Here is a 13,256-nt window from a genome sequence, read left to right on the forward strand (position 1 = left end):
GGAGACCTCCAGCTACGCGGTTAGCTCGTGCTTTGTAGACGCGCGTTGTTTTCGTTCATGAGTGATTTTGTTACCACAGAGAAGTGAAGGAGAAGAGCAGGAGAAATGTTACCACCCCCCATTGTTTCTTCTGTGTAGCGCTAAGCGCCTCTGTGTCCTCTGTGTCCTCTGTGGTGAAAAACAAGTTAAGCCAATTATTCACAAAGAGGTTAAGACACGCTGCGCTTTTAGAGGTAGAGAATAAGTGATTTAAAAAGTGATGAGCCAATCCCCGTGCTCTCTGTGTAACGCTAAGCGCCTCTGTGTACTTTGTAGTGGAATTCATGAGTAGCAGCGGCTTTATGCCGCGAAAAAAATTAATACCAAACGCGAGGTGAACTCCAGCTACGCGGTTAACTCATGCTTTGAATGCGCGCATTGCTTTTGTTTAAAAGTGATTATGTCACCACCGAGGAGTGAAGGAAAAGAACAGGAAAAATGCCCCCCATTGTTTCCTCTGTGTCCTCTGTGGTGTAATCAATGAGTAGCAGCGGCTTTATGCCGCGAAAAAATTTAATACCATACGCGAGGTAAACTCGCTGCTACACGATAAACCCTATTCTCTAAACACGTCTTAAAAGTGGTTATGTCACCACCGAGAAACCATAAGAAGTAATATAACCAGCCCCCATGTTTCTCTGCGTAGCGCAGAATGCTTTCTGTAGTTAAATTAATGAGAAAATACGCATCAACCCTCAGCAACCTAGGTATCTGCAATGTTTACATTAATCTTAGAGCTAACCCAACTCTATACAGCTTGCTGGCATTTTAAAAGCAACGCTTTTACCTAGGGGTTACATAATTCTTATTAAACTTTAATTAAACGAAGTAAATTTCTGTAAACTTATTTAGCTTTAACTATAAACAATAGATTAGGATTAATATTTCTCTAATGCATTAAACATTAGGTGAATATAAAATTTAAACGCTTAAAGACTTAAAATATTTGGTTCTGTTCGTAATACGATTTTGGAGAAGACAATAAGAATGGAATTATTATAGAATGAGAGGGGCCATACGCTGTTAAATTATAACTCTAACTCCTGAAAAGTGTAAAACTTAAATAATCACTACAAGCACTATATAAACTAAATAAACCAAATAAACATTATATAAATTAATTTATACTCACTTAAACAATAAAAATAAAATTACTTTTATTAATATAAAAAGCAAAAAAAGAAGTGATAAATAGAGTTTATAAAGACTATTTTATAGACAACTCAACTTCTACGTTTATATGCTCGCCTAGGCTAGAAAGATCTTTACTTACTAAATATTTAACTAATAGAAGAGTATTTTTGAAGTCTATCTCACGAAATTTTAGCATATGTTTTACCATTAATTTAAAATAAACATAGCAATGAGAGTTGAAAGTTTTCTTTAAAATTTTTCTTTGCTCTGAATCTAATGGAATATTCTCTAAAATCATCGCTGTTGCCAGAGCTTTACTTCCCATAATGTTACATGAACCTACAAGGTCCCAGCTTATGTTCGAAAAAAACATATTTACACCCTTGCCGCATTTTGTGATGTCACAAGGGTAGTACGCAACTTTATCAGCATTAGAACACAACAATAGCCACATTAGTTCATCTTCACCTGCAAACCTTAGTTGGTCGCAAAATAATACCTCAGGAAATTTACTCAGCCTGTACATAACTGTCGATGTTTGCGATAAATATTTATTGTACATTGACTGGATAATAACAGGTGAATCTATTAAAAATTTAGACTCGCCTACTAAAAAGTGGCTTAAATCGCGCTCCATTTCAGGAATATCAGTATTCCAATTAGAATCATAGAAGCCATCTCGATCTGTATTGCCAAAATAAAAGCTAGCACCTAAGTCGAAGGCCTCTAATGCTAAAGTGCTATGGCTTACACCCCATTGATCATCCGAGTCTAAAAATGCAACATAATCAACTATATTGCAAAGCTTAGTTTGAATATATTTTAATGCTGTATTTCTAGCTATAGCTGGTCCAGAATTAGTTTTGTGGTAAAGGCTAATTAAATGTATATTTTTTGGTAAAGTAGGCAGGAGTGCCAATTCTTCAGAAAGTGAAAGAGGAGAACAATCATCAACAATAACAACATAGTAAGTTATTTTACTTAAGCTTTCTTGCTCAATTATAGACTTGAGAGATTTTAACAATATTCCTTTATCTCGTTGATAAAATGGTATTACGACCCCTATACTATGCATAATAATTCCTATAAATCATCCATGTATTTAATCAATTCACTTAATTATTTGCACAAAGCCAAATTAATTATTTTTGTATGAACTAATTAATATTTTTATATTAAGTTTGTTATTTAAACCTTTAACGATTAAAAATAATACTAATTTTTAACCGTTGAAGCAATAAAACATTGCTAAAATAGCGATAGTTTTTAATTTATTGCTAGCAATCAGTAAAAAAGATTAGCTTAATAAGAATAAAAATTATTTTATATTTATTCTTATTAACTTTAATTTCGGTACAGCCACCCAATAAAGTAAGCAACTAAACTGAAAACTTACGAATAAAAGCTATTGTTCCCTATACTAACTACTAGCTAATTTATCCATTGCAGTTAACGGCATAATAGTAAAACCGTGGGGACTAAATACCTATAAATTATTTTCCCATTCTTACAAAGGGACACCATCATGAGCTTAGTGGTTATTTGGGGTATAATTTTAACCCACAGCCCCCTGCTGCTTGTAAATTTATAAAGATTATTAATAATACCTAGAATCAAATGGTCTATCAAAGAACTTCTTGGATAATTTTTTATAGGTTGCTCAAATTCCTTACTGTCAATAAGTATCTATCAGCTTAGTTGCTTGTATCCCCTCTTCTTTCCTCCTACAAACGTATATTAGAAGCTGCAAAGTTTTATTGTTACGCTTCAACGAGTGTTAGGCATGACTGTGACAGACCTGAAGCGATACTTTTTACTATTAGTGGGCTTATACGATATAAATTTGTTGTGATGCTTACAATGCAATCATTGAAAAAGTGAAGATGCTCAGGCAAATGGTAGTAGTGCAAATCAACTCTGAGCAAGCTCTACGTTTACAATATCAACATTAACACCTAAGCTGAGCCTTTCCCAGTAGACGCAAAGCTTGCTGGCGTTTTAAAAGCAACGCTTTTACCCTAGTGTAAGCCCCTTTGCTAAAGCCATGAGGGACTACCCTTCTAGCGTGAGCAAGCTCAACGACTTGTATCTCTCATTGATAAATGATTAGCTATCATTTATCACATCGAGTTCAGTGAGCTTGCCTCGACGTCTACAAGTCAAGTTAACGTCGGAGCTACCTCCTGTAGACGTGCATTGCTTTTGTTTAAAAGTGATTATGTCACCACTGAGAACACCGAGAAGATAATGAGAAGTGATGAACCAAACCCGTGTTTTCTATATGTAGCGCAAAGCGCCTCTGTGTACTTTATGGTGGAGTTAATGAGTAGCAGCGGCTTTATGCCACGAAGAAATTAATACCAAACGCGAGGTAAACTCCAGCTACGCGGTTAGCTCGTGCTGTGTAGACGCGCAGCTTGCTGGCGTTTTAAAAGCAACGCTTTTACTTAGGTGTAAATCCTTTTCCCAAAGCGCTTTTATAGGCATAAAAAAAGCCGCATAAAATGCGGCTTTGGGGGTTTAGTCTCACTTCACTTTGGGCGTGTCTCCAAAACTTAGTGAATACGTTACCAAGGAACTGTTTGCTAATTTAATAAAATTGCGTTTATTAAATAGACTCTAAAGCAATTTTAACCATTTCGTTAAATGTGCTTTGGCGCTCATCTGCAGGTGTTGCTTCACCAGTGATCACGTGGTCACTTACGGTAAATAATGCCATTGCGTTAGCACCATACTCTGCAGCTACACCATATAAACCTGCTGTTTCCATATCTACAGCTAGTACACCTAGTTTATCTAGGTCTTTGTAGAATGTGTCGTCAGCTTGGTAGAAGGTATCGGTAGTAAATACGTTACCTACTTTTGCTTTAATGCCTAGGTTTTTAGCGGCGTTAACACCGTTTAAAAGTAGGTCAAAGTTAGCAATTGCTGAAAAATCATAACCACGAACGCGTGCACGGTTTACGTTTGAGTCGGTGCTTGCGCCTTGTGCAAAAATTACGTCGCGAATTTTAATATCTGTACCAATACCACCACAGGTACCAATACGAATAATATTTTTAACGCCAAAGCTTACAATTAACTCACGCGCATAAATAGACATAGATGGTATGCCCATGCCCGAACCCATAATACTTACAGGTTTACCTTTATATGTGCCTGTAAAGCCGTACATGTTACGTACGCCTGTTACTTGCACTGCATCATCTAAAAAGTTTTCAGCAATGTATTGTGCACGAAGCGGATCGCCCGGCATTAATACTGTTTCAGCGAAGTCACCAACGTTTGCACTAATATGCGGAGTACTCATTAATTGTTTTCCTTTTTATTTAGGCGCGTTTAGCTTATTTAAAAAGCCGTCACCGTATTCAAGTGCAGGTAAGTTAAACCACTGTGCAAGGGTTTGGCCTATATCTGCAAAGCTATTGCGCTCGCCAAGCGGGGTATTTTGCATGCCCGGTTGATAAGCTATAACTGGTACATATTCGCGGGTGTGCTCTGAACCTGGAAAGGTTGGGTCACAGCCGTGATCTGCAGTGATCATTAACACGTCATCTGCATTTAATTGGTTTAGTATAGTTGGTAAGTAATCGTCAAATTCTTTTAACGCTTTTGCATAACCAACTGGGTTGCGACGGTGGCCAAACTTTTCGTCAAAATCTACTAAATTAGTAAAAATTAAGCTGTTATCTGGCGCACTTGCTAATACTTCGCTGCTTTTTTCAAGCAAATTCATCAGCCCTGGGGCTTTGTGCTTTTGGGTAATGCCTTGGTGTGCATATATATCTGCAATTTTACCAATGCTTATTACTTCACCGCCGTGTTTAGATAGCACATCTAATAGGGTCGGTGCTGGCGGCAATACTGAATAATCGCGACGATTACCAGTACGGGCGAAATCTGCGTTGCTTGTGCCTAAAAATGGCCTAGCAATAACACGGCCTATATTTAGTTTATCAAGTAATTCGCGGGCAATTTCGCACACTTCGTAAAGGCGCTCGAGGCCAAAAGACTCTTCGTGTGCGGCAATTTGAAACACGCTATCTGCTGAGGTGTAACAAATTGGTTTGCCTGATTTTACATGCTCTTCGCCTAGCTGCTCTAATATGGTGGTGCCTGATGCATGGCAGTTGCCTAAAATGCCAGGTATACCGGTAGCGGCTATAAATTCGTCTACAAATTCTTGTGGAAAACTCGGCTGTGTTTTAGGGAAGTAGCCCCAATCAAATAACACAGGTACGCCGGCCATTTCCCAGTGCCCTGATGGCGTATCTTTACCGCTTGAAAGCTCTTTTGCATAACCCCATGCACCTTGTGATGCTTGACGCTCAGAAACTAAACACGTTTCACCGCCCGCGGCTTCACAGGCATCGATTAAACCTAATTTAGATAAATTAGGTAACGATAACGCTTTACCCGTTTCGTCGTGGTATGCTTTTAATAAGTGGGCGAGTGTATTTGCTCCAACATCACCAAATTTGTCTGCATCGGGTGCTGCGCCTATACCTAGGCTGTCTGCCATTAAGATGATTGCTCTTGCCATGTTGACCTCACTTTGCTTCTAGGTGGTTACTTTATCCGCTGATCGAATTTTCCGTACAGGACATAAGTCCTGTTTCATAAAAGCTAAACATTATAAATTTGCGTTCTTAAGCAAAGCAAAAGAGATTATTCGTGTCTTTTTTGCTATTGTGATCAACCAAACAACTTTTCCTTTCTGTGTGGGTGAGAACTTTAGTGACACGAACTATTATAGCTATTGCTGGCGCATCAGCGTCGGGCAAATCTCTTTTTAGCCAAACTATTTACAATGAGTTGGTTAATGAGCTTGAACCAGGCGCTATCGCCATTATTGAAGAAGATGCTTATTACAAGGATCAGTCGCATTTGCCTATGGAACACCGTACGCAAACTAACTACGACCATCCTGATGCATTTGAACATGAGTTAATGCTTGAACATTTAACTCAACTTCGTAGTGGTAACTCTGTCGAAGTACCTACTTATGATTATGCACAACACACACGAAGCGATGAAACTCGTCGCGTTGCTGCAGCTAAAATTTTAATAGTAGAAGGTATTTTATTATTAAGTGATAAAGCACTTAATAAAGAATTTGATATTAAGGTATTTATAGATACACCCCTTGATATTTGCTTAATGCGTCGTATGCAACGAGACATGGAAAAAAGAGGCAGAACATTACAATCTGTTGTTGAGCAATATCAAGCAACTGTTAGACCGATGTTTTATCAATTTATTGAGCCTTCAAAGCATAACGCTGATTTGGTTGTGACTCGAGGCGGAATGAACCGCGTTGCGATTGATATTATTAAAAGTAAAATTAAGTATTTACTACAAGAATAATAACGGGAAACATCTGTATGACAACATTTATGAGCTTAGTAGGCATGTTTGTACTACTAAGTATTGCTTTTGCGGCTTCGACTAATCGTAAAGCAATAAACTTACGCACCGTAGCGATAGCCTTTGCTATGCAAGTAGTTATTGGTGGGTTTGTACTGTTTTTTGAAGCAGGTAAAAATGTGTTAGCAAGTATGTCTAGTGCCGTCTCTTCGGTAATTAGCTTTGCAAACGACGGGATTGGGTTTTTATTTGGCCCACTTGCTTCGCAAGATACACTCGGTTTTATTTTTGCTATTCAAGTTTTACCGGTCATTGTGTTTTTCTCAGCACTTGTTGCTGTGCTTTACCACATTGGCATTATGGATTGGATAATTAAAATTCTGGGCGGCGGTTTACAAAAACTATTGAAAACCTCTCGCACAGAGTCGCTCTCAGCAACGGCTAATATATTTGTAGGCCAAACTGAAGCACCCTTAATTGTTAAGCCGTTTATAGCAACCATGACTAAGTCTGAGTTGTTTGCAGTAATGGTAGGTGGCTTAGCCACGGTAGCAGGCTCTGTAATGGCAGGTTACGTAATTATTGGTGTAGAGCTTAAGTATTTAATTGCCGCTAGCTTTATGGCTGCACCAGGTGGGTTTTTAATGGCCAAAATGATTGTGCCAGAGACCGAAACACCTAAAGATACGCTTGCTGATTTAGACACCGATGAAGACAAGCCAGTTAATGTTATTGATGCAGCAGCATCAGGCGCAGCTAACGGCATGCATTTAGCGCTAAATGTGGGCGCAATGCTATTAGCTTTCGTAGCATTAATAGCATTATTAAACGGTTTACTAGGCGGTATTGGTGGGTGGTTTGATTACCCTACTTTAACGCTACAAGAAATTTTAGGTTATGTATTTGCCCCTGTTGCATGGTTACTTGGCGTACCATGGGATGAGGCAATCATAGCAGGTAGTTTTATTGGTCAAAAGTTAGTAGTAAATGAGTTTGTTGCTTACTTAGACTTTATAAATTATCGCGATACGTTAAGTGCGCACACTCAAGCAATTGTAACATTTGCGTTATGTGGGTTTGCTAATCTATCGTCGATAGCTATTTTACTAGGTGGATTAGGCGGTATGGCGCCTAGTCGGCGAAAGGATATCGCACGCTTAGGGCTCAGAGCAGTGTTAGCAGGATCTATGGCTAACCTTATGAGCGCAGCAATTGCTGGGTTTTTCCTCTCGCTAGCTTAGAAACTTAATGAGATGAACACCGGTGTTGCAAAACAAGAAGATAGTACTTTAAGGGGTTAAAGCACTATCTGACTTGAACGATACTTCACCAAGGGCCGCAAGGCCCTTTTATCGTTTTAGGGCCCTTATAAATATATTCTTCCTTTTAATAACAACTTTCTCTTTCTTACCTTTAAGTACATATACGCACATGGCTTTTTATATTTTTGCGATAAATTTGTATTATTGAAAAGTGGTAAATTATAAATTTTAGGCCACACTTAAGTTTATCCTAATGTAACCTACTGTTTTATTGATGCTCTACCTTTAAGCACACTCATAAAATAGCCGCTGTTGAAAAGTCGATTTATATAAATGCGTAAACTTTTATTAGTATTGTTGTTTGTTTTTTTTAATAGCTACGCAAGCTCTGACCCTCTTTTAGTTGTCACGGAACTCTCGCCGCCCGATCAAATACTTGTTGATGGAAAAGTGACAGGCAAAGGCACTGAGTTTATAAGGGCGATTTTTGCAAAGGCTAACCTAACGCCCGATATACAAATGTACCCATGGGCGCGAGCATTTAGACTTGCCAGCACTATTCAAAACACCTTTATTTACACCATAGCGCGCACTAAAGGGCGAGAAAACAACTTTCATTGGATAGGCCCTGTTTCGCATTTTGAGCTTGCTTTTGTAGCGCTTAAAGAGCGTGACGACATAATTATTAACAATACTGAGGAGGCAAAAAAATACAAAATAGCGATGCAACGTAACGACTTTTCTACTGATATATTAACCAACTTGGGTTTTGAGGTTGTGCTAACCACCGATATACAAAAATCGTATGCGTTATTGGTTGCCAAAAAAGTAGACTTAATTGTTGATGACCCCGAACTAATACATCAAATAAGTCAGTATTTACCCACCCCTGACGCTGAATTTAAAGCCATATATAATGTAGAAGAACTCAAGGTAGATGCCTATTTGGCAGCAAATAAAAACACCGATATGCGCTATATAAACGCGCTACAAAAAGCCTTTTACACACTTAAAAATACCCAAGGGCTACCCTAGCACCTAAGCTAAACCTCGCTTATTTAAGCGCAGTTTTAACGCTTAGTTACGTTAATTAGTGAAGTAATGAAGTCTAAAATAGGGGCTTAGTAATCAATTATTGCTATATGGCGCTATGAACGAATCGAGACTGCGCTCTTGTTTTAGCACTTTAAAGACACGTTGAAAGCGATCTACTATGTGCTGCGGCACCGCTTTATTAAACGCTAAATAATTATCTTTAAGGTCGTTACTTACAGGTAGCTCAGTAAGTTGCTCTACATCAAGTAAGCTCACGTTATAAGGCTTTAATTGGTTATAAATAACGTGCTCCGAGCCTAAAATAAGATCTATTTTATTGTTTATAAAAAGCTGAATATATTGCTGCTCTTCACCAAACGTCATTAAGTTTTGCCCGTTTACAAACCCTATTTTTTTGACCAATGATTGATATATGTCTCCCCTTACCATGCCTAACGAATAAAGAGTGGTGTCGTTAAGGGTATTTACAGTGACATCAGGACGGCTTTTTAACTTATAAAAATAAGTTCGTGCAGTAGTTAACGGGCCAAGCCAATTAAATAAAGGAATTCGGTTAGTATGTTGCGCCATTGAAAAAATGGCTGAATAAGGCTTTTTATGTACAAGCATTGCGGCACGCTTCCAAGGCATGACTTTAAAGTCGCACTCTACTTCTGCTTTAATACACAGTGCGTTGACTATATCGTAGTTAGCGCCAACAAGTTGGCCGTGCTAGTTTATAAAATTATAAGGTGCAAACTGATCTGTATAAATAACTAACTTAAAATGGTTTGCATAAGTAAACGTGCTAAAGAAGAAACAAGCAATAAAAGGAAAGAGTTTTAGAATAACCGCACCACTACATTAATTTATATTATTAAATGATAGATGGCGCTATTTTACAGTCAAATTTTAGACACAAAAAAAGCGCCTTAAGCGCTTTTTTTTATTTTTACTTTAAAAGTAAAAATTATAACGGAGTGATGTTATCCGCTTGAGGACCTTTTTGACCTTGTGAAAGAGTGAACTCTACACGTTGGCCTTCAGCTAAAGTTTTGAAACCTTCGCTTTTGATTGCTGAGAAATGTGCGAAAACGTCTGGGCCGTTTTCTTGCTCGATGAAACCAAAACCTTTAGACTCGTTGAACCACTTAACTGTACCTGATACGATGTTAGACATTGTAATATCCTGATATAAAAATAAAAAATATGCTCATAAGAGCGGGTGTAGCAAAAAATGAGATGGTACTTAAAAACTTCAGGACGGTACTACAAGTATTACTTATACAACAACGAAATGGAGATTTATAAATTACATGCTTTCTTTCTAGCTGCGGCCTACTATATAGAGTTAACTATTTATGTCAAGCCTTTATAGTAATGCAGGCAATAAATAGTGTTTGTGCTTAGCCTTTAATAACTCCCGTGGCTAGCCTATAGCTTAACCCCTGCGCGGCTTTAATAGTTAACTGGCCAATTAAAACAATGAACTATTTAAACTTTAGTTTTTAAAACGGCGGCAATGAGTACAGCTAATTTAACACCTACTCACCATTTAGATAAAACGTATTCAGCCATGATACACGCCTTACAACTTACCCTGTGTGTACAAACAGCTGCACTTTGCAGTTGTACACAAAAATAGATAAGCTACTGCCACTTATCTATTTAGCGTTGGAGTGTGTTTTGCTAAATAAATGCTTTATTTCGTCTGTTGTTTTTTTATCTGGGTGTTTAATGCCATTACAATCTTCTTTTGCTAAGCCTACACTGTCTCTTGAACAACAATTGGGGCAAAAACTAATACTCGATTTACGCTATTTTTGTCAGCAAGGGTCAAGCAAACAATGCAGAACACCGGTTACTACCCTACCTGATGAACTAGCAGCGGCCATTGCTAAGCATAATATTGGTGGTGTAATTTTATTTTCTGAAAACACCCAATCTATTGAGCAAACCATTACCCTTAATAGCCAATTACAAGCTGCGGCGAGTAAATCAAGTTCAAAGCTGCCATTATTTATTTCGATAGACCAAGAAGGCGGCCGAGTAGCGCGTTTACCACGCGATGTAGCCACTTCATTTACTGGTAATATGTCTATTGGTGCAACTTATAAAAAGTATGGCACTCAATACGCAACCCAAACTGCCACTGTTATAGCTAAAGAGCTTAATTCGTTAGGTATTAATGTTAACTATGCCCCTACGGTAGATGTAAACATGAACCCCGACAATCCAGTAATTAATGTGCGCTCGTTTGGTGAAAACCCAGCGCTTGTCAGTAAGCTAGGCGCAGCACAAGTGGCAGGATTTGAGAGCAACGGCGTTATTACATCGTTAAAGCATTTCCCAGGGCACGGCGATACCAACGTAGACAGCCACACAGGGTTACCACAAGTAAATCACTCCAAAGAAGACATATATCAACAAGATTTAGCTCCCTTTAAACACATAATTGCCACGCAAAACCCAGGCATGATTATGACGGCGCATATTCAATACCCACAACTCGATAATAGTACGTTTGTAAGTGTTGATGGCAAAAGCATGATAAAACCCGCCACTATGTCGCGTACTATAATTACTGACATTTTAAGAGGGGAGTTAAATTATCAAGGTGTGGTGGTAACCGACGCTTTAGATATGGCTGGCATTAGTCATTTTTTCACCCCAACCCAAGCGGTAATCAATACCTTTGCAGCAGGCGTTGACCTAGCGCTTATGCCAATAGAGATCAGAACACCGGCTGATTTAAACGCACTCGACAAACTAATGGATGAATTAGTCGCATCTGTTAATAATAAGCAGCTCAGTAAAGACGAAGTGGCTCAATCGGCTGCACGTATAACCGCTTTAAAAAATAAATTTAAATTAACCACACAGCTAGACCCATTAAGCACTTTGGCTAAAGCAAAAGATATTATTGGCTCTCAAGCACATCGCAAAATAGAAGCTGAGCTTGCCGTAAATGCTATTACTGAGGTTAAAAATAACAATAATGCATTGCCTCTTAATTTAAGAAAAGGGCAACACATCCATATTATTATGCCCGATACCCGAAAATGCATGGCCATGCAGCAAGCGCTTAGCGCTATAAGTAATGCGGCGCTTAAATATAGTTGCAGTAGTTTACAAGGGTTTGACCCTGTAAAGGCGCATAGCTTAATTAAAAATGCAGATGTTGTTATTGCAGGCAACGCTACGCCTAATCAAAGCGCTGTAGAGATTGGAGGAATGGATGATTTGAAAGACGACCCTCGCTTTGCACTCAATACCGCTGAGCAACCTAAAGCGCTGTCATCATTACTGGATATAGCTGCATCAGTGAATAAAAAAACAATATTTATAAGTTTACGTGCCCCCTACGACATAGCGCAGTTTGGCAGCAGAGCTAATGCAGTTCTTGCTTCTTATGCGTATAATATAGATTCAGATAAAAACAATGCTGTTGCGGGGCCTGCATTTACAGCGCTTGCTAAGGTATTGTTAGGCAGTGCACACGCTCATGGCGTACTGCCAGTTACCATAAAATAATAATAACAAGGGATAAAAAATGAAACTTAATTGCGATTTAGGCGAAAGCTTTGGCGCATGGAAAATGGGATTAGATGATGAGGTAATGCCTCATATTGATATGGCAAATATTGCGTGTGGTTTTCATGGTGGAGACCCAGATGTAATAGCCGATACGTTGTATTTAGCAAAGCAGCACAGTGTACAAATAGGTGCGCACCCAAGTTACCCCGACCAACAAGGCTTTGGCAGGCGCTCTATGGCGCTTAGCGCGCAAGAACTGACCAATTGCTTACATTACCAAATTGCCGCCCTTGATGGCATGGCTAAAGTACAAGGCTTAACACTTAGCTATGTTAAGCCACATGGTGCTTTATATAACGACATGATGAAAAACGATCATATTTTACAAACAGTTATTACTGCCATAGCGCACTACCCTGCACCATTAAAGCTTATGCTGTTAGCCACAAAAGACTCTGCAAAACACACCTTTGCCGCCAATAGTTTAGGTGTAGATCTTATTTTAGAAGCCTTTGCTGATAGGCAATATACAGACGAAGGGCATTTAGTATCTCGCCACCTTGATGGCAGCGTTCACGACAAGCCAGCACTTTTAGCACAAGTAAAACAGCTATTAACCGACGGCTGTGTAACCACTCGCTCAGGAAACACCCTGAACTTAAATGCCAACAGTTTGTGCGTGCATGGCGATAACGCAGCCGGTATAGCTCTTATTAAAGAAATTAAATCACTGTGTGCATCAGCAACCTAACCTTGCTTTTAACTCGTTATTAAGCCTCAAGCTATAAAACGCATGTTTACTTTAAAAACTACTTAGCTGTAAAGGGGCTTTACAGCTTTAACCTCCATTAAGTTCAATCACGTAAAACCTGATATTGCTTT

The 13,256-nt window shown here is 38.7% G+C and carries 10 protein-coding genes; 5 read left to right on the plus strand and 5 right to left on the minus strand.

Annotated elements, in window-relative coordinates:
* Nucleotides 1-1,246: 1,246 nt before the first annotated feature.
* The 3 genes from CWB60_RS02355 to CWB60_RS02365 all read right to left on the minus strand — a co-directional run bounded on the left by CWB60_RS02355 (nt 1,247) and on the right by CWB60_RS02365 (nt 5,716).
* The gene (locus CWB60_RS02355; RefSeq protein ID WP_138579587.1) at nt 1,247-2,248 is read right to left on the minus strand and encodes a glycosyltransferase family 2 protein; all 1,002 of its coding nucleotides are present in this window, start codon (nt 2,246-2,248) and stop codon (nt 1,247-1,249) included.
* 1,533 nt (nt 2,249-3,781) lie between these two features.
* Entirely contained in the window at nt 3,782-4,483 is a 702-nt protein-coding gene (gene deoD, locus CWB60_RS02360) for a purine-nucleoside phosphorylase (protein WP_138579589.1), read from the minus strand.
* Nucleotides 4,484-4,498: 15 nt separating this feature from the next.
* Nucleotides 4,499-5,716, minus strand: coding sequence for a phosphopentomutase (locus tag CWB60_RS02365; RefSeq protein WP_096042662.1), 1,218 nt, complete (start codon nt 5,714-5,716; stop codon nt 4,499-4,501).
* Between the two features lie 194 nt (nt 5,717-5,910).
* Here CWB60_RS02365 and udk point away from each other — a divergent pair, with 194 nt between their 5' ends.
* From udk to CWB60_RS02380, 3 genes are all read left to right on the plus strand, one after another.
* Nucleotides 5,911-6,540 carry a uridine kinase gene (gene udk, locus CWB60_RS02370; protein WP_004587190.1) on the plus strand — a complete coding sequence of 210 codons (630 nt, stop codon included), beginning with the start codon at nt 5,911-5,913 and terminating at the stop codon, nt 6,538-6,540.
* Between the two features lie 17 nt (nt 6,541-6,557).
* Nucleotides 6,558-7,781, plus strand: a complete 1,224-nt coding sequence (locus tag CWB60_RS02375) for a NupC/NupG family nucleoside CNT transporter (RefSeq protein ID WP_004587189.1) — start codon at nt 6,558-6,560, stop codon at nt 7,779-7,781.
* 354 nt (nt 7,782-8,135) lie between these two features.
* The gene (locus tag CWB60_RS02380; RefSeq protein WP_055254351.1) at nt 8,136-8,837 is read left to right on the plus strand and encodes a substrate-binding periplasmic protein; all 702 of its coding nucleotides are present in this window, start codon (nt 8,136-8,138) and stop codon (nt 8,835-8,837) included.
* 93 nt (nt 8,838-8,930) lie between these two features.
* Here CWB60_RS02380 and CWB60_RS02385 read toward each other — a convergent pair whose 3' ends face one another.
* Both CWB60_RS02385 and CWB60_RS02390 read right to left on the minus strand, forming a co-directional pair.
* Entirely contained in the window at nt 8,931-9,467 is a 537-nt protein-coding gene (locus tag CWB60_RS02385) for a hypothetical protein (RefSeq protein WP_404821060.1), read from the minus strand.
* Nucleotides 9,468-9,807: 340 nt separating this feature from the next.
* Nucleotides 9,808-10,017 carry a cold-shock protein gene (locus CWB60_RS02390; RefSeq protein WP_004587186.1) on the minus strand — a complete coding sequence of 70 codons (210 nt, stop codon included), beginning with the start codon at nt 10,015-10,017 and terminating at the stop codon, nt 9,808-9,810.
* 557 nt (nt 10,018-10,574) lie between these two features.
* On the opposite strand from CWB60_RS02390, the gene CWB60_RS02395 reads away from it, so the two are divergent.
* Both CWB60_RS02395 and CWB60_RS02400 read left to right on the plus strand, forming a co-directional pair.
* The gene (locus tag CWB60_RS02395; RefSeq protein WP_138579593.1) at nt 10,575-12,371 is read left to right on the plus strand and encodes a glycoside hydrolase family 3 protein; all 1,797 of its coding nucleotides are present in this window, start codon (nt 10,575-10,577) and stop codon (nt 12,369-12,371) included.
* 19 nt (nt 12,372-12,390) lie between these two features.
* On the plus strand, nt 12,391-13,125 hold the full coding sequence (locus tag CWB60_RS02400; protein ID WP_138579595.1) for a 5-oxoprolinase subunit PxpA: 735 nt from the start codon (nt 12,391-12,393) through the stop codon (nt 13,123-13,125).
* Nucleotides 13,126-13,256 lie beyond the last annotated feature (131 nt).

It is taken from the genome of Pseudoalteromonas sp. S327, assembly GCF_005886415.1.
GTDB classification, from domain to species: Bacteria; Pseudomonadota; Gammaproteobacteria; order Enterobacterales; family Alteromonadaceae; genus Pseudoalteromonas; species Pseudoalteromonas atlantica.

Coding starts and splice junctions, on each gene's coding strand:
- CWB60_RS02385 (WP_404821060.1), bottom strand. CDS start 9,467: ATGCTTGTACATAAAAAGCCTTATTCAGCCATTTTTTCAATGGCGCAA.
- CWB60_RS02375 (WP_004587189.1), top strand. CDS start 6,558: ATGACAACATTTATGAGCTTAGTAGGCATGTTTGTACTACTAAGTATT.
- CWB60_RS02400 (WP_138579595.1), top strand. CDS start 12,391: ATGAAACTTAATTGCGATTTAGGCGAAAGCTTTGGCGCATGGAAAATG.
- CWB60_RS02355 (WP_138579587.1), bottom strand. CDS start 2,248: ATGCATAGTATAGGGGTCGTAATACCATTTTATCAACGAGATAAAGGA.
- CWB60_RS02365 (WP_096042662.1), bottom strand. CDS start 5,716: ATGGCAAGAGCAATCATCTTAATGGCAGACAGCCTAGGTATAGGCGCA.
- CWB60_RS02380 (WP_055254351.1), top strand. CDS start 8,136: ATGCGTAAACTTTTATTAGTATTGTTGTTTGTTTTTTTTAATAGCTAC.
- deoD (WP_138579589.1), bottom strand. CDS start 4,483: ATGAGTACTCCGCATATTAGTGCAAACGTTGGTGACTTCGCTGAAACA.
- CWB60_RS02390 (WP_004587186.1), bottom strand. CDS start 10,017: ATGTCTAACATCGTATCAGGTACAGTTAAGTGGTTCAACGAGTCTAAA.
- CWB60_RS02395 (WP_138579593.1), top strand. CDS start 10,575: ATGCCATTACAATCTTCTTTTGCTAAGCCTACACTGTCTCTTGAACAA.